This window comes from uncultured Jatrophihabitans sp. (assembly GCF_964251945.1).
Lineage (GTDB): Bacteria > Actinomycetota > Actinomycetes > Mycobacteriales > Jatrophihabitantaceae > Jatrophihabitans.
This window is the reverse complement of sequence record NZ_CAXULP010000001.1, coordinates 761,829-777,349: the sequence shown is the minus strand read 5'-3', so window position 1 is coordinate 777,349 and position 15,521 is coordinate 761,829. Positions and strand designations below refer to the sequence as shown.

The following is a 15,521-nucleotide window of genomic DNA, read 5'->3' as shown; positions in this document are numbered from 1 at the left end:
GCGAGGCTAACGCGCGACCAGGCGGCGCAAAGCGAGATGCGCGAGCGGCACGTAGCCGATCACCAACGGCAGCGGACCTTCGACCGTCAACCAGGTGCGGCTGCCGCCGTCGTGCGGCTGGACGCCGTGCTGCAGCCGGAGCGTCACCGGCCAGCGGCGCACCGTCCACGACCAGGCGCGGCGCCGCTCGTCCACCGCGTCGACGGTGAACTTCGCCGACAACCCGAGCGGGCCGCACACCTTGCCGCGCACGCCCGGCGCCAGCTCGTCGGACTCCGCTTCGACGCCGGTGATCTGCGGCGCCCAGTCCGGCCACCGTGCGGGATGCAGATAACGGTCCCACGCCTCGTCTGGAGAAGCGTCGCCGCTGGCGTTGATCGTCACCGATGCCATCCCTCGATCGTGACACGCCCCGGTTACCGCCGCGAAAGGCGCGGGCAGGAATGCGGCATGGCACAGCGCGTGTGGGCTCCGAACGTCTCGTCGCTCGCGCTGCGCACCGGCGGCGCGGACACGCCGCTGACGGCCGAGGCCGACGGTTGGTGGACAGCTCCCGACGTCCCGTTCGGCGCCGACTACGCGTTCCTGCTCGACGACTCCGACGAGCCCGTGCCCGACCCGGCGTCCCGCTGGCAGCCGGACGGGGTGCACGGGCCGAGCCGCGCCTATGACCAGTCCGCCTACAGGTGGCACGACGACGGGTGGGCCGGGCGCGACCTCACCGCGGCGATCGTCTACGAGCTGCATATCGGCACCTTCACCGAGGGCGCGACCTTCGACTCGGCGATCGAGCGGCTCGACCACCTGGTCGACCTCGGCGTCACGCACGTCGAACTGCTGCCGGTGAACGCCGTCAACGGCGTCTGGAACTGGGGTTACGACGGCGTGGACTGGTATGCGGTGCACGCCCCCTACGGCGGGCCGGACGGGCTGAAGCGGTTTGTCGACGCGGCGCACGCGCGCGGGCTTGCGGTGATCCAGGACGTCGTCTACAACCACCTCGGCCCGTCCGGCAACTACCTGCCGCGTTTCGGCCCGTACCTGAAGACCGGGCGCAACACGTGGGGCGACCTGGTGAACGTCGAGGAACCGGCGGTGCGCGAGTTCATCCTCGACAACGCGCTGATGTGGCTGCGCGACTATCACATCGACGGGCTGCGGCTCGACGCCGTGCACGCGCTGCAGGACAGCTCGCCGACGCACATCCTCGCCGAGCTCGAGTCGCGGGTCGAGGCGCTGTCCGCCGAAGTCGGCCGGCCGCTGCCGCTGATCGCCGAGTCCGACCTCAACGACCCGATCATGATCAACTCGCAGAAGGACGGCGGCTACGGACTGGCCGCGCAATGGGACGACGACGTGCACCACGCGCTGCACTCCGCGCTGACCGGCGAGACGCAGGGCTACTACTGCGACTTCGGGCCGATGCACGTGCTGGCCAAGACGTACACGCATGGGTTCTTCCACGACGGGACGTATTCGACGTTCCGCGGCCGCGACCACGGCACGCCGATCGACCCGGCGGTCGTGCGCGGCTGGCAGTTCGTCGTGTGCCTGCAGAACCACGACCAGGTCGGCAACCGCGCCGTCGGCGACCGGCTGCCCGAGCTGACCACGCCGGCGCTCGTGCGCGTCGGGGCCGTTCTCCTGCTCACCATGCCGTTCACGCCGATGCTCTGGATGGGCGAGGAATGGGCGGCGTCCACCCGGTGGCCGTTCTTCACCTCGCACCCCGAGCCGGAGCTCGCCGAGGCGACCGCGAAAGGCCGCGTCGAGGAATTCGCCGGACACGGCTGGAACACCGAGGAGATGATCGACCCACAGGATCCCGAGGCGTATCGCAGCGCGATCCTGAAGTGGTCCGAGCGTGACGAGGGCGGCCACGGCGAGGTGCTCGCGCTCTACCGCCGGCTGATCGCGCTGCGTGCCGCCGAGGCCGACCTGCGCGACTCCGACCTGCGGCACGTGTCGGTCGACTTCGACGATGACGAGCGTTGGATCGTGGTGCGTCGCGGCGCCCTGCAGATCGCGGCGAACGTCTCGGAGGTCGCGCACTCGGTGCCGGTGGCCGGCGGCGAGCTGCTGGTCGTCACCGGCGACGCGACCCCGGGCGATGACGCGCTCGTCCTCGGTCCGCAGTCGGCGGCCGTGCTGCGGACCTGAGAGTCGCCGCCGTCATGCCCGCTGGCCGCCATGACGTGCGCAGACCATGACAGCGGGCGGTGCCGTAGCAGGGCCGAGAGCTAGTCGGTCGCCCACTGCCCGGCCAGCGTGTGCAGCCGGCCGAGTTCGACGGCGAGCGCGGCGCCGCGCGCGGTGAGCTCGTATCCGCCGCGGACGTCGGCGACGAGGCCTGAGCCGAACAACTCGGTGAGCCGGGTGACGAGCACGCTCTGGCTCAACCCGCCCGCGCGCTTGCGCAGCTCGTTGAACGGCAGCACGCCCGCGCGCAACTCCCAGAGGATGCGCAGCGTCCACCGCCGGCCGAGCAGGTCGAGCAGTTCGGCGAAGGCCGGCTCGGTCGGCTCCGTCGGGTCCGTCATGGTGCTATCCAAGCACTCCCCGGCCCGGCGGTCGCCGGCGCTACTGGATCTCGCCGACGACGACGCCTGGCTGCGGCGCCTCGATCCGCACCACGGTGGCGGTCGGCGCCTTGCCCGAATCGATCTCCCAGGTTTCGGTGAGGGCGTTCGCGCAGGCTTGCGCGCTGTCCCAATCGTCGAACGGACCCACGGCACGCGGCCCGATCAGCTGCTCGCCCGGGTCGGTCAGCACGACGACGAACATCGCCGGTCACCTCTTTCAGTCGACTGCTTGCGTGAACGAACCTGCCCAATTTTCGGCTAGGCGTCCACCACTTTCGGCGGGAACGACTTCGGCGGCGACCCGAACACCGCGCGCGCCGACCGGATCGCGGTGCGGGCGAGAGCGGCGTTGCCACCTGCGCCGATCGCCGCGCCGATGCCGAGCGGCAGCGCACGTCCCACCAGCAAGGCGCTTTGGCGGGTGCCCATTCGACGCAGCAGCAACCGTCCGAGATAGCCGTTCAGCGAGGTGATCTTGTCCTTGTCCGGGGCCGCGCGCTTGCCGAGCACGTGCGCCCAGCGGACGTCGGCGCCGACCCGGTGGCCAGCTGCGTCCTGCAGCGCCGCGACGCCGCCCTCCCCGACTAGCACCGAGAGCACCAACGCCCGCCGCACCTGCGGATCGCTGACCGGGATCTGGTGCAGCTCGGCGAGCGCCAGCACGAACATCGCCGAGGCCGACACGAAGGCGGTGATCTCCGCGGCGCCGGACGCGAGGGCCGCCGCAGTGCCGGCGCCGGGCAACGCCGCCGCGGCGCCCGACGCGCCGCCGAGGCCGACGACGGCCATCAGGTATTGGTGTTCGAGGCGGTCGACGAGTTGCGCGGGCGTCGTCGCGGGGTGCTTGCGCCGGACTCGGTCGAGGTGCGCGAGGACCACCGGCCGCTGCACCGCAAGCGCGCGGTCGAGGGCGGCGTCGAGCGCCTGCTCGACCACCTGCGGCACCGGGACCCGTCGTCGGTCAGCCATCGTGGCGTCCGCCCTCCTCGCCGGGCTCGCGGGCCAGCGCCGTCAGCCGACTGATCGCGCGGCGGTACTTCTTCCGGTACCCGCCGGCGAGCATCCGCTCGGCGAACAGCTGGTCGAGCGGCGCCCCGGACGCGCGCACCTGGATGCCGCGGTCGTAGAGCCGGTCGGCCAGCACCACCAGCCGCAACGCCACCGACTCGTCCTCGACGGTGTGGACGCCGAGCAGCCCGACGACGCGCAGACCGTCGACCAACGCGCCGTAACGCGAGGGATGCAACTGGGCCAGCCGGCGCAGCAGCTCGTCGAAGTCGTCCAGGCTGGCGTCGGGCGCGCTCGTCGAGGCGCGCACCTCGTCGTCGGACAGCGGCGAAGGGGCGGCCGGGTCGCCGCGATGCCGGTAGTCCGGCCCGTCCACTCGCACGGCGGTGAAACGGGCGGCGAGCGCCTGGATTTCCCGCAGGAAGTCCTCGGTCGCGAATCGCTCCTCGCCCAGCCGATCCGGCAGCGTGTTGGACGTCGCGGCGAGCGCGACCCCTGCCTCGGCGAGGTTGCCAAGCAGTGTCGAGACCAGGACGGTGTCGCCCGGATCGTCGAGTTCGAACTCGTCGATCGCGAGCAGCCGCAGGCCGGACAGCCGCGCGACCAGCTGGCCGAAGCCGAGCGCGCCGGCGAGGTGGGTGAGCTCGACGAAGGTCGCGTAGGCCTTCGGCTCGGGCGCGGCGTGCCAGGCGGCGGCGAGCAAGTGGGTCTTGCCGACGCCGAAGCCGCCGTCGAGATAGATGCCGCCGGGGCTTTCCCGCGGGCGTCGACGCGGCCAGCGGCCGGGTGTGACTCCGCCAAGGACGGCGCCGGCGAACGCGCGAGTCTGCGCGAGCGCGGCCGACTGGGTGGGCTGGTCGGGCGCGGGCCGGTAGGTGTCGAAGCGCGCGTCGGCGAACAGCGGCGGCGGCGCAAGCCCGGCGATCAACTGCTCGGCGTCGATGTCAGCCGGGCGGTCGACGAGTCGCTGGGGCACCACGCCAACCTAGGACGCCGCGGCAGCGGGCTGATCCAGCGCACCTACGCTGGCCCGGTGCGCGTGCTGTTGCCCGAGCCGTCCGACGACGTTGACATCCATGCGGTGTATGCCGACGGCTGGCTCGAGCGCGGCGGCGTCCGGGTGAACTTCATCGCCTCGGTCGACGGCGCCGCCGCCGCGCAGGGCAAATCCGCCGGCTTGCAGACGCCCGGGGACAACCGGGTGTTCGCCGCGCTGCGCGACCTCGCCGACGTGGTGCTGGTCGGTTCCGGCACCGCGACTGCGGAGGGTTACGGAGCCATCACGCTAGGTGAGCAACGCGCGGCCGTTCGCGAGCAGCACGGCCTCGCCGCTGCACTGCCGATCGCGGTGACCAGCCGAAGCCTGCGCCTCGACCCAGGCTCGCCGCTGTTCGCCGTCGACGCGCCGGCGCGCACGCTGGTCCTCACCTGCGCGAGCGCGCCCGCGGACCGGCGCGCGGCGCTGGCCGAGGTCGCCGACCTCCTCGACTGCGGCGCGGACGACGTCGAGCCGGCTCGTGCGCGCGCGGCGCTGGAGCGCCGCGGCCTGACCCGAATCCTCGCCGAGGGCGGCCCGACCGTGTTCGCCGCGTTCGCTGCCGCCGGCGTGGTGGACGAGTTGTGCCTGACGGTGTCGCCGATGCTGGCTGGCCCAGGCGCGGGCCGGGTGCTCGCCGGGCCGGAATGGGCGGCGGCGCGGCAGCTGACCCTGCGCGCCCTGCTCGAGGAGGACGGCGCGCTGTTCCTGCGCTACGCCGTCGGCCGCTGACCGCCCGCACGCCCGCCCGCCCGCACGCCCGCCCGCCCGCACGCAGGTGACGCCAGCACCCGCGACGACATCGGCCGCGAGTTCTGGCGAAACTCAGCAGGCGTTTCGCGCGATCCGGGTGATCGCCCGGGCGTCGTCGACGACCCGAACTTCGATGCGGCGCAGCCCCCACGCAGGGCTCGCCGCGAGCAGCGCCGCCACCTGTCGGTCCTGCTGCGGACCAGCGACCTGCAGTAGCAGCTCGCCACCCGGCGCCAGGTGCGCCGCGGCGACAGCCAGGCAGTCGCGCACCAGCGCCAGGCCATCCTCGCCGCCGTCGATGGCGAGCACCGGGTCGTCCGGCCACTGCTTGACGTCGGCGCTCGGCAGGTACGGCGGATCGGCGATGATCAGCGGAAACGACTCCCCCGCTGCCAGCGCGTGTTGCAACTGCCCGGCCCGCGCCTCGGCGCGCTCGGACCAACCACTGCGGGCGGCGTTCGCGATCGCGTAGGCCACGGCGGCCGGATTGGCGTCCACCTGGATTAGGTCGCGGTCGGCCAGAACCGCGGCGGCGAGGCCGATGTGACCGGCGCCCGCGCAGAGCTCCAGAATCGGGCCGGCCGGCAGCGTCGGCGCCAGCTCGGCCGCCCACGAGCTCTGCGCAAACGTCCACGGCCGCGGGGCCAGCACGCGCTCGTCGTACTCGATCTGCAACGGGCCGAACTGAAGCTGCCGGGGTCCGGCCACGGGATTGGTCGCGGTCGTCATGCCTACTGCCTACCCCGTCACCGCCACGTTTCCAGCAGATGTCATTGGGGTATTTGCGGACTGCGCGTTCGAAAAAGCCGGAAGCGCATGTGAAGACGCAGAAAACGAGACGCGATGCTGCTGCCCGAACCGCGAGGCCCGCTCACCCAGGCTCTGGTCGACGCGCTGCGCCGGCCCGATTTGTCGCTGCTGCCGGCGGTTTCCGGTCTGCGCATGCCGGCGGACCCGATCGGCGACGACGACCTGCAGTTGGCGTTGTGGATCTGCTTCGAGCTGCACTATCGCGGCTTCGACGACGTCGCCGAGACAATGGAATGGGCGCCGCCGGTCATCGCGGTGCGCCGCGCGCTCGAGGAGCAGTTGCTCGCGGCGTTGCGCCGCGAGTCGTTCGTCCCGCCGAGCCAGGCGCCGGTCGCCGAGCGGCTGCGCGCCCTGGTGGACGGCGACGACGGGCCCTCAGTCGCGCGCTTCGTCCAGACCAAGGCCACCCTCGCGCAGTTCACCGAGTTCGCCGCGCAACGCTCGGTCTACCAGCTGAAGGAGGCCGACCCGCACACCTGGGCGGTCCCGCGCCTGTCCGGCCGCGCCAAGGCCGCGCTCGTCGAGATCCAGATCGACGAGTACGGCCGCGGCGACGAGACCCGCATGCACTACGAGCTGTACCGCGGCCTGCTTCGCGGCCTCGGATTGAGCGACGCGTACGGCGCGTACGTCGACGCCGTCCCGGGCATCACGCTGGCGATCAGCAACGTCATGTCGATGTTCGGGCTCCGGCGCGACTTGCGCGGCGCGCTCGTCGGCCACCTCGCGGCGTATGAGATGACGTCGTCCGCGCCATGCCGCCGATATGCGAAGGGGCTGCGCCGGCTCGGCGGCGACGACGAGATGTGCCGCTTCTACGACGAGCACGTCACCGCCGACGCGCTGCACGAACAGCTCGCGGCGCACGACCTCTGCGGCGGTCTCGCCGAGGCGGAGCCGCAGCTGATCGAGGACATCGTCTTCGGCGCGGCCGCCTGCCTGCACGTCGACAACCGGTTCGCCGAGCACGTGCTCGGCGCCTGGCAGCGCGGCCGCTCGTCCCTGCGCAAGCCGGACGCGGTTGGCGCGTCGGCCCTTCTCGCCGCTGTCGGCGTCTGAGCGCGATAAGCGCGGTTTAACCCGACGGCTAATCGAGGTCGAGTTCGAAAGCATCACTGATCGCGCGGGCGAGAGCGGGCTCTTGGTCGTCGAAGAGCAAGCCGATGGTGTCCCCTACGGCACTGGCCCGCACGGTGGTGATGTTGTCGCAGCTCACGACGCTGGGGTGATCCAGGCCGTTGCGTGGACCGACCGAAACCTCACTGGCGATTCCCCGCACGGTGCTGGTGATCGGGGCGACGGTCAGCCACGTCAGCAGGTGCAGCTTCGACCGCCGCGTTAAGATCAACGCTGGTCGGCGCTTGTCCAGCTGGACAAGCGCGATCGATCGCATCAGTCCAACGTCGGCCTGGGCAGCTCCAGCGTGCCGGCCAGGTCGGGGTAGACGGGCTCTCCGCGCCGAGCCAGTTCGACGAGGATTGCCTCCTCGCCGCGATATCGCTGATCCCGTTGCAGGCGGGCGATGCCGCGCCGAATAGCGTCCGACCGATTGGCGGCTCGGCCCGCGGCGACCTCTTCATCGAGTGTCGCCAGCTCGCGTTCGTCCAGTCGGATAGCCACCTGAGTGCTCACCCTGCCACCCTATCAAGCCGTATACCATCCGGTATGCACCCGGGACGAAGGACAGGTCCTTGCTGGCGTTCCTCCGGCTGACGTAGCCAGCCGCCGCCTTCGGCGGGCCTCGGCGCTGGCCCACTCCTGCCGTAGGTGCTGCCGCGTCACCGAGCAGCAGCGGTTCGAGTTCGTCGACAGGTGAATGGGCGTCGGTGGAGGGTCTTGCGCCAGCGGATACCCGCGAGGACGCCGTTCTGCGACAACCTCCAGGACACGATGTCGAATGACGGGTCGGCCAGCTATGCGGAGTTTGCACCCAAATCTGCTCCGAGGCCGGGAACGATGTCGTCGAGGGCGTAGGTGAGCGGCTGCTCGAGCTGTTCGTAGGTGCAGGACTGCGGGGTGCGGTCGTCGCGCCAGCGGACGAAGTGAGCGAGGTGGCGGAATCGAGTGCCTTCCATGTGCTCGTACTTGACCTCGAGCACCCGCTCGGGCCGCAGCGGGACGAACGATAGGTCCTTGGTGGCGTTCCAGCGGCTGACGTTGCCGGGTAGGCGCTGGCTCTGGTGGGCGTCGGCGCTGGCCCACTCCTGCCAGGGGTGGTCCTCGCCCTCGGCCAGCAGCAGGGGTTCGAGTTCGTCGACAAGTTCGGCGCGGCGCTTGGCGGTGAACGCGCCGACGACGCCGACGTGCTGCAACTTGCGCTCGTCGTTGTAGAGGCCGAGCAGCAGCGACCCGACCAGCGGTTGGCCCTCGGTGGAGGTCTTGTGCCAGCGGAAGCCAGCGAGCACGCAGTCGGCGGTGCGGATGTGTTTGATCTTGAACATGACGCGCTTGTCGGGCTGGTAGGTGCCCTGTAGCGGCTTGGCGATGACGCCGTCGAGGTGTGCGCCCTCGAGCTCGACGAACCAGCGGTTGGCCACGTCGAGATCGGTGGTCGTCGGAGTGAGGTGGATCGGCGCCTTCGCGTCGGCGAGCGCAGCTTCGAGGGCTGCGCGCCGCTCGGCGAACGGACGCCCGGTGTAGTCATCGTCGCCGAGCGCGAGCAGGTCGAATGCGATGAACGAGGCCGGGGTCTTCCGCGACAGCATCGTCACCCGCGAGACGGCGGGGTGGATGCGTTGCTGCAGCGCCTCGAAGTCCAAACCTGCGTCGGTGGCGATGACGATCTCGCCGTCCACGACACACCGTTCGGGCAGCTCGGCCCTGACCGCTTCGACCAGCTCGGGAAAGTACCGGGTCATCGGCTTCTCGTTACGGCTGCCGAACTCGACTTCGTCGCCGTCCCGGAAAATCAGCGACCTGAAGCCATCCCATTTTGGCTCGTAGGACGCTCCGGGCGGGATTGTCGGGACTGCTTTCGCGAGCATCGGAGCAACGGGCGGCATGACGGGCAGCTTCATCGGGTCATTCTGACTGCTCGGCGGCGAAGGTACCGCCGTCGAGGATGGGCGCTAAGTCGGCGCGGTCACCCATCAGCCCCGTGCCATCACCTCGATCCAAGTCGGCGACATGATCCGCTTCGGGTCCGGAACACGTGATCTCGACTGTCGAGAACTGGCCCTTCCTCGAGAAGAAGATCCTTGTCGGCCGGGCAGCCACGTCAACGACGAGCGACCACGTCGGATCTACCGGGCGGACCCCGACAACGAGCAGCACTCCGGGTTTGCGCGCCGAAGAGGCCGTCGACGACGACGGACCTCGTTCGATAGACCCGGAGACAAAGTGATCGTGTCCTGCGTCCAGAAGGCCCGCGCCGTGGGGGTGGGATAGCTGGACATCCCGTCGCCGGCGCGGTGGCGCTTGGCGCGGAAGAGGTATTGGGTGCCGACACGGAACTCGCGGGTGGGGCCGCTGTCGCGGAAGTGCGTAGCGGGATCATCGTGGAGGTGTTCGATCAGGTGGATCCAGAGCCGACGCCCACTGCGTGCTGAACGAAGCCGGAGAGCGACGCAGCCTGCCCGGCGTCCACCCTAATATCGGTGTGTGCTCTTCGATCTGATCTTCGAGCCGATCTCTGAATTCGTTTCCTGGGTTGGCAGGCAGCTCCTGTTCGGCCTGCTGACGGCGTTCAACTTCATCCGGTCGAAGCTCGGCAAGGCCGACGCGCTGCCTCGCCGGGGAGCGAACCGTCGAGCGCGGCGCGCGATCACCGCTAAGCGACGTTAGATCCGTGCCGGGGTAGATCGGGCCGGCCGAGGCCTGCGCGCCAACGGTCGACCAGCGGCGCCGCGGACAGACCCTTATCCTCAACGGGCACTTATCCGCGCAACACCGACAGCCGGGGGCACCGACGTGGCCGAAAGCCGGGACGACTCGGCAGCCGACGCCGGCTCGACCGTGGCGAAGCCCACCCCCGACAATCGTCGCGCCGAGCGGGTGAACGGATCAGCCGGCGCCGGGGCGATCGTCACCGCCGCCCGGGTGGGCCGGCTGTTCGGCCGCTCCGGGTGGCGGATCGCCCGGCAGATCCCCGGCATCAACCTGGTGGAGCAGCAGGCCCAGCGGTTGCGCCAGCTGGCCGCGGTCGAGGTGCTGCGCCTGCTGGAGATCCCGCAGCAGCTGTTCACCGGCGCGACCTCGGAGGAATCGCGCGTCATGATGCTCGTGCACAACTCCGGCGACGACCCCGAGCCGCTGCGCTCGGCAATGACCGAGCTGCTGCAGCGCTCGAGCGCGCGGGACGCCACCGGCGGCCGCGACTACCTGTACGGCTCGATCGTCAGCCAGCTCGTCCCGGACGAGGCGCGCATCCTCGCCAAGCTCTCCGGCGGCGAGCCGTTCGCGGCAGTCGACGTAGTGGCCAAACAGCTCGGCCGCTCGAGTGCTCGCACGGTGCTCGCCAACGTGTCGAGCGTAGGCCGGGCCGCCGGGCTCGCCACCCAGGAGCGCGGGCCGACCTACCTAAGCCGGCTCGCCCAGTTCGGTCTGATCGAGTTCGGTCCGGCAAGCGAAGAGCTCGTCTCCCAGTACGACATGCTCACCCGCGACGACGCGGTCCGCGCCGCACGGACCGACATCGACAAGAATCGGCTGGGCAGCGCCCGGATCGTCCGGCGCACCGTCCAGCTGTCGTCCTTCGGCAAGGAGTTCTGGGCGGCGTGCGCGCCGGCCCGCGCCACCATCGAGCGCCGCTACACCTGAGCGCAGCCCGGGCGGCGCCGGCGCCCGCCTGCGGATCGAGCCGCCCCAACCGGCTGCGCCGCTTGCCTGGGTACCGTGCTGGGGTGCGTCGCGCTCGAGCCTTTCGTCCGGTCGCGGCGCTCGTCGGCGCCGCCGTCCTGGTCACGGTGAGCGCGTGCACCTCGGTGGAGACCGGTCGCGGCTCGGTCGCGTCGTCCCGGGCGCCCGCAACTCCGTCGTCAAGCTCGCCCGGGTCGTCTCCGGCGCCGGCCACGCCGACCCAGGGCAAGGCCGAGTTCACCGACTGCAAGGACCAGTTGGGTCTGCGCAGCGGGGCCTGGCCGGCCGCCCGATTCGACCGGCTGTCCTTCGACTGCGCGACGATCCAGGTGCCGCTGGACTACGCGAAGCCGGCCGGCCCGCGCATCGGCCTGCAGTTGTTGCGCATCCACGACAGCCGCAACACGCGGTCCGACGGGTCGTTGCTACTCAATCCGGGCGGCCCGGGCGCCTCCGGCCTCGAGTTCGCGCTCAGCGACTCCGTCCAGCTGTCCCAACAGGTGCTCGACCATTACGACCTGCTCGGCTTCGATCCGCGCGGCGTCGGCGCCTCGACGCCGGTCCGCTGCCTCACCAACAGCCAGGAGGACGCCCGTGCCGCTGCGTCACCGGACATGCGCACCGCAGCCGGCGTCGCGCAGGCGAAAGCCGCGGCCAAGATGTTCGCGCAGGCCTGTCTCGCCAAGTACGGCAGCGCGCTCGACGACTTCGACACCGTGCAGACCGCACGCGACCTGGACCAGATCCGGCAGGCTGTGGGCGATCCTCGGCTGAACTATTTCGGCGCCTCCTACGGCACCGAGCTGGGCGCGCAGTACGCCCACCTGTTCCCCGACAAGATCAACGTGATGGTGCTCGACGGCGCCGTCGACCCCGTCGAGGACGATCTGAAGGCGGCCACCGAACAGCTGCGCGGCTTCGAGAACTCCTTCGACCAGTTCGCCGTGTGGTGCCACAAGCACACGCCCTGCAGCTCGCTGGCCGATCCGCGCGAGACCGTCTACGACATCGCCGCCACCGCCCGCCGCTCGCCGATCCCCAGCGCGACCTCCGGAGAGACCCGCAAGGCGACCGCGAACCTCGTGCTCACCGGCGTCCTCTACGCGCTCTACTCCCAGCGGCTGTGGCCGTCCTTGGGGACGGCGCTGATCCAGGGCGCGCGCGGCGACTCCCAAGGCCTGCTGCAGCTCGCCGACGGCTACAACGACCGGCTCGCCGGCGGCGCCTACACCAACGAGCAGGACGCGTTCAACGCCATCAGTTGCAACGACTCCAAACCCGGCCCGACGGACGCCGTCGTCCGCGCGACCGCCGAGGCATGGATCAAGGACTTCCCGATGTTCGGCCTGGTGAACGCGCCGTCGCTGTTCTCCTGTCAGGCGTGGCAGCCGAAGCGCTCGGTGCCCCCCAGGCCGACGGCGCCGACAGCGTCCCGGACCATCCTGGTGCTCGGCAACCTGCACGACCCGGCGACGCCGTACCAGGGCGCCATCGACCTCGCCCGGGTGCTCGGCAAGGCGCGGTTGCTGTCGTGGAACGGCGCGGGCCACACCTCCTACGAGCAGGGCTCCAGCTGCGTCGACGACTACGTCAACGCCTACTTGCTCTCGCACACGCTGCCGCCGGCCGGGAAGGTCTGCCGGTGACCGGCTCGCGCGCGCCGTACCTCGGGGTATGGGAGCCAGCCGGCGACACCCGCGCCGTGGCGCTCGTGCTGCACGGCGGCCGTGAGGACGGTGTCACGCCGGTGCGCGCGAACCAGCTCGCGGTGCTGCGCATGCGCCCGTTCGCCGGCGAGCTGCGCCGGGTCGGCCGCGAGCACGGGCTAGCAGTCGCGCGGCTGCGCTATCTCGTCCGCGGGTGGAACGGCGCCCGGCGCTCGCCGGTGCATGACGTCGAATGGGCCGTCGGGCAGCTCGCGCACCGGTTTCCCGGCGCGCCGGTCGCGCTCGTCGGACACTCGATGGGGGGCCGTGCAGCCGTCTACGCCGCGGGCGCCGAGCCGGTGCGCACGGTCGTCGGGCTCGCGCCGTGGATCGAGCCCGGCGACCCGGTGGACCAGCTGGCCGGCCGCCGCGTGCTGATCGTGCACGGCGACGCCGACCGGACGACGAGCCCGGCCAACTCGCAGGACTTCGCCGCCGCGGCGAACCGCGTGGCCGACGAGGTCGGCTACGTGGGCCTGCGCGGCGAGCGCCATCCGATGCTGCGCCGGCCGCGGCTGTGGCACCGCTTGAGCGCTGGCTTCGTTCTTGCCACGCTGTGTGCCGTGCCGCCCGCCGAAACCGTCGGCGGCGACGCAGCGAACGTACTAGCGAAAGTGTTTGCCGGAACCGCCCGTCTCGTCGTCTGACGGCGGGCCGGCAGGAGGAGACCGCGATGACCGCCACCGAGCGACCGCAGCGCCCAGTGCTGCAGACGCGTCCGATCGATGCGCAGCGCTGGGCGGACATCGCCGCGGTGCCGCGCTCCCCCGTCCGCGCGGCGATTGCCCGACGGCTGTTCCGGCACGCGGCCGGCCGGCTGCCGCTGCGCGTGGCGGAGCCCGAGGACCGCTGGTACGGCGCGGGCACCGGGGCCGACCCGGTGATGCGGCTGGTGCGCCCGGACGCTTTCTTCGCCCGGGTGGGCGCCACCGGCACGATCGGCTTCGGCGAGGCCTACATGGCCGGCGACTGGACGGCCGACGACCTGCCGGCCGTGCTGTCCGCCTTCGCGGCGAACATGCGCGACATGGTGCCGCCGATGCTGCACCGGCTGCGCAACGCCGTGCTCAGCGTGCAGCCACACGCGCACGACAACACCATCGAGGGCGCGCGCGACAACATCCACCAGCATTACGACCTGTCCAACGACCTGTTCGCGCTGTTCCTCGACGAGTCGATGACTTACTCCTCCGCGGTGTTCGACGGCGAGCCGCTGGGCTCGGCCGAGGCGTTGACCGACGCCCAGCGCCGAAAGATCGACCGGCTGCTCGACGCAACCGGCGTCGGCCCGGGCGTCCGCGTGCTGGAGATCGGCACCGGCTGGGGCGAGCTCGCGCTGCGGGCGGCTGGCCGCGGGGCGCACGTCACCAGCCTGACGATCTCCACGGAGCAGGCCGAGCTCGCCCGCGAGCGGATCGCCGCGGCCGGCATGTCCGACCGCGTCGACGTGCTGCTGCAGGACTACCGGCAGGCGCAGGGCCGCTACGACGCCGTCGTCAGCGTCGAGATGATCGAAGCCGTCGGGGCCAACCACTGGAACGAGTACTTCCGCACCATCGACCGGGTGCTGCAGCCCGGCGGGCGGGTGGGCCTGCAGGCGATCCTGCAGGACGACTACACGGTGCTCGCCACGAAGGACACCTACACCTGGATCCGCAAGTACATCTTTCCCGGCGGGCAGCTCGCCTCGGTCGAGGCGATCGAGCGCACGCTCGCGGCGCACACCACGCTGCGAGTCGCCGACCGATACAGCTTCGGCCGGCACTACGCCGAGACGTTGCACCGCTGGCGCACGAAGTTCGAGGCGCACGCGGCGGCGGTGGACGCGCTCGGCTTCGACGAGACCTTTCGCCGGATGTGGTCGCTGTATCTCGCGTACTCGGAGGCTGGCTTTCGCACCGGCTACCTGGACGTCGCCCAATTCACGCTGACCAAGCCGTAGTCCCGCGTCCGCGGGCCGACGACAGCGCGCCCGCTAGCGTGTGCCGATCGTGACTGTCGTGCTGGGTCTGGTGGCCGCCGTGCTGTACGGGATCGGCGACTTTACCGGCGGCATCGCCTCCCGACGGCGCGGGGCGATCACGATCCTGCTGGTCAGCTATCCGGTCGGCGCCGTGCTGATGACCGCGATGCTGCCGTTCTTCCCAGGAGCGCTGACCGGGCGGGCGGCCGGGTTCGGCGTGCTCGGCGGCTTGGCCGGCGTGCTCGGCGTGCTGCTCATGTACAGCCTGATGACGGTGGCGCCGATCAACGTCGTCTCGCCGGTGACGGCCGTGCTCGCCGCCATCGTGCCGGTGGTGGTCGGCGTGGCGATCGGCGAGCGGCCGCACGTGTTGGCCTGGACGGGCATCGCTCTCGGGCTGCTGGCGGTCGTCCTGGTGAGCCGCAGCGCCGAGGACGCGCCGCGCGGGCGGATGAGCCCGCGCTTGTTGGCGCTGGCCTTCCTGTCCGGGTTGGGCTTCGGGCTGTACTTCGTCTTCCTCGCCCGCGCGGGCCACGACACCGGGCTGTGGCCCCTCGTCTTCTCGCGCTACGCGTCCGCGCTGATCATCGTGCCGCTGGCGAAGGCGCGCGGCGCGATCGAGTCGATCCGCGGGCGCGTGCTGGGCATCGTCGTCCTTGCCGGGACGTGCGACGCGCTGGCCAACCTGTTTTTCCTGCTCGCGTCGCGACACGGGCTGCTGTCGATCGCGAGCGTGCTGACCTCGCTCTACCCGGCGACCACCGTGCTGCTCGCGGTCACCGTGCTGCGCGAGCACGTGAGCCGCACTCAGCAGGCGGGCCTGGCGCTGGCGGCTGGCGCGATCGTGCTCATCACCGTCTGAGCGC

Annotated in this window: 19 protein-coding genes; 9 read left to right on the top strand and 10 right to left on the bottom strand. The window is 71.2% G+C overall.

The annotated features are described in order from the left end of the window. Positions 1-6: 6 nt before the first annotated feature. On the bottom strand, positions 7-393 hold the full coding sequence (locus ACFFBG_RS03585) for an SRPBCC family protein (RefSeq protein ID WP_375475653.1): 387 nt from the start codon (positions 391-393) through the stop codon (positions 7-9). A gap of 57 nt (positions 394-450) precedes the next feature. Here ACFFBG_RS03585 and treZ point away from each other — a divergent pair, with 57 nt between their 5' ends. After that, positions 451-2,160: a malto-oligosyltrehalose trehalohydrolase gene (treZ, locus tag ACFFBG_RS03580; RefSeq protein ID WP_375475651.1), complete on the top strand. Its 1,710-nt coding sequence runs from the start codon at positions 451-453 to the stop codon at positions 2,158-2,160. An 80-nt stretch (positions 2,161-2,240) separates the two neighbouring features. On the opposite strand, the gene ACFFBG_RS03575 is transcribed toward treZ, so the two are convergent. The 4 genes from ACFFBG_RS03575 to zapE are packed head-to-tail and all read right to left on the bottom strand — an operon-like array spanning position 2,241 to position 4,569. Then, positions 2,241-2,540 (bottom strand): winged helix-turn-helix transcriptional regulator, encoded by a 300-nt coding sequence (locus ACFFBG_RS03575; protein WP_375475649.1) that lies wholly within the window; start codon positions 2,538-2,540, stop codon positions 2,241-2,243. 40 nt (positions 2,541-2,580) lie between these two features. Then, positions 2,581-2,784 (bottom strand): hypothetical protein, encoded by a 204-nt coding sequence (locus ACFFBG_RS03570; RefSeq protein ID WP_375475647.1) that lies wholly within the window; start codon positions 2,782-2,784, stop codon positions 2,581-2,583. A gap of 56 nt (positions 2,785-2,840) precedes the next feature. Next, positions 2,841-3,551: a hypothetical protein gene (locus tag ACFFBG_RS03565; RefSeq protein ID WP_375475645.1), complete on the bottom strand. Its 711-nt coding sequence runs from the start codon at positions 3,549-3,551 to the stop codon at positions 2,841-2,843. Beyond that, positions 3,544-4,569, bottom strand: a complete 1,026-nt coding sequence (gene zapE, locus ACFFBG_RS03560; protein ID WP_375475643.1) for a cell division protein ZapE — start codon at positions 4,567-4,569, stop codon at positions 3,544-3,546. Before zapE ends, ACFFBG_RS03565 begins: the two co-directional genes overlap by 8 nt. Positions 4,570-4,623: 54 nt before the next feature. On the opposite strand from zapE, the gene ACFFBG_RS03555 reads away from it, so the two are divergent. Continuing rightward, positions 4,624-5,358 carry a dihydrofolate reductase family protein gene (locus tag ACFFBG_RS03555; protein ID WP_375475641.1) on the top strand — a complete coding sequence of 245 codons (735 nt, stop codon included), beginning with the start codon at positions 4,624-4,626 and terminating at the stop codon, positions 5,356-5,358. A 93-nt stretch (positions 5,359-5,451) separates the two neighbouring features. Here the strand turns inward: ACFFBG_RS03555 and ACFFBG_RS03550 are convergent, their stop codons facing one another. Beyond that, positions 5,452-6,108 carry a methyltransferase gene (locus ACFFBG_RS03550; RefSeq protein WP_375475639.1) on the bottom strand — a complete coding sequence of 219 codons (657 nt, stop codon included), beginning with the start codon at positions 6,106-6,108 and terminating at the stop codon, positions 5,452-5,454. A gap of 114 nt (positions 6,109-6,222) precedes the next feature. Here ACFFBG_RS03550 and ACFFBG_RS03545 point away from each other — a divergent pair, with 114 nt between their 5' ends. Then, positions 6,223-7,248: an iron-containing redox enzyme family protein gene (locus tag ACFFBG_RS03545; protein ID WP_375475637.1), complete on the top strand. Its 1,026-nt coding sequence runs from the start codon at positions 6,223-6,225 to the stop codon at positions 7,246-7,248. A gap of 28 nt (positions 7,249-7,276) precedes the next feature. Here ACFFBG_RS03545 and ACFFBG_RS03540 read toward each other — a convergent pair whose 3' ends face one another. From ACFFBG_RS03540 to ACFFBG_RS03525, 4 genes are all read right to left on the bottom strand, one after another. Then, positions 7,277-7,582 (bottom strand): type II toxin-antitoxin system PemK/MazF family toxin, encoded by a 306-nt coding sequence (locus tag ACFFBG_RS03540; protein WP_375475635.1) that lies wholly within the window; start codon positions 7,580-7,582, stop codon positions 7,277-7,279. Further along, on the bottom strand, positions 7,582-7,821 hold the full coding sequence (locus tag ACFFBG_RS03535; protein WP_375475633.1) for a ribbon-helix-helix domain-containing protein: 240 nt from the start codon (positions 7,819-7,821) through the stop codon (positions 7,582-7,584). The genes ACFFBG_RS03540 and ACFFBG_RS03535 overlap by 1 nt, the downstream gene beginning before the upstream one ends. Before the next feature lie 281 nt (positions 7,822-8,102). Continuing rightward, complete coding sequence (locus ACFFBG_RS03530) at positions 8,103-9,206, bottom strand: ATP-dependent DNA ligase (RefSeq protein ID WP_375475631.1); 1,104 nt, start codon at positions 9,204-9,206, stop codon at positions 8,103-8,105. 4 nt (positions 9,207-9,210) lie between these two features. Then, positions 9,211-9,462: a hypothetical protein gene (locus ACFFBG_RS03525; protein ID WP_375475629.1), complete on the bottom strand. Its 252-nt coding sequence runs from the start codon at positions 9,460-9,462 to the stop codon at positions 9,211-9,213. A gap of 327 nt (positions 9,463-9,789) precedes the next feature. Between ACFFBG_RS03525 and ACFFBG_RS03520 the strand changes: the two genes are divergently transcribed. From ACFFBG_RS03520 to ACFFBG_RS03495, 6 genes are all read left to right on the top strand, one after another. Further along, positions 9,790-9,972, top strand: a complete 183-nt coding sequence (locus ACFFBG_RS03520; RefSeq protein ID WP_375475627.1) for a hypothetical protein — start codon at positions 9,790-9,792, stop codon at positions 9,970-9,972. Positions 9,973-10,098: 126 nt separating this feature from the next. Beyond that, positions 10,099-10,947, top strand: coding sequence for an Abi-alpha family protein (locus tag ACFFBG_RS03515; protein ID WP_375475625.1), 849 nt, complete (start codon positions 10,099-10,101; stop codon positions 10,945-10,947). Between the two features lie 83 nt (positions 10,948-11,030). Beyond that, entirely contained in the window at positions 11,031-12,632 is a 1,602-nt protein-coding gene (locus tag ACFFBG_RS03510; protein ID WP_375475623.1) for an alpha/beta hydrolase, read from the top strand. Further along, positions 12,629-13,339: an alpha/beta hydrolase gene (locus ACFFBG_RS03505; RefSeq protein ID WP_375475621.1), complete on the top strand. Its 711-nt coding sequence runs from the start codon at positions 12,629-12,631 to the stop codon at positions 13,337-13,339. The genes ACFFBG_RS03510 and ACFFBG_RS03505 overlap by 4 nt, the downstream gene beginning before the upstream one ends. Before the next feature lie 26 nt (positions 13,340-13,365). Next, positions 13,366-14,634 carry a class I SAM-dependent methyltransferase gene (locus ACFFBG_RS03500; protein WP_375475619.1) on the top strand — a complete coding sequence of 423 codons (1,269 nt, stop codon included), beginning with the start codon at positions 13,366-13,368 and terminating at the stop codon, positions 14,632-14,634. A gap of 49 nt (positions 14,635-14,683) precedes the next feature. Continuing rightward, positions 14,684-15,517: an EamA family transporter gene (locus ACFFBG_RS03495; protein ID WP_375475617.1), complete on the top strand. Its 834-nt coding sequence runs from the start codon at positions 14,684-14,686 to the stop codon at positions 15,515-15,517. Positions 15,518-15,521: the final 4 nt, after the last annotated feature.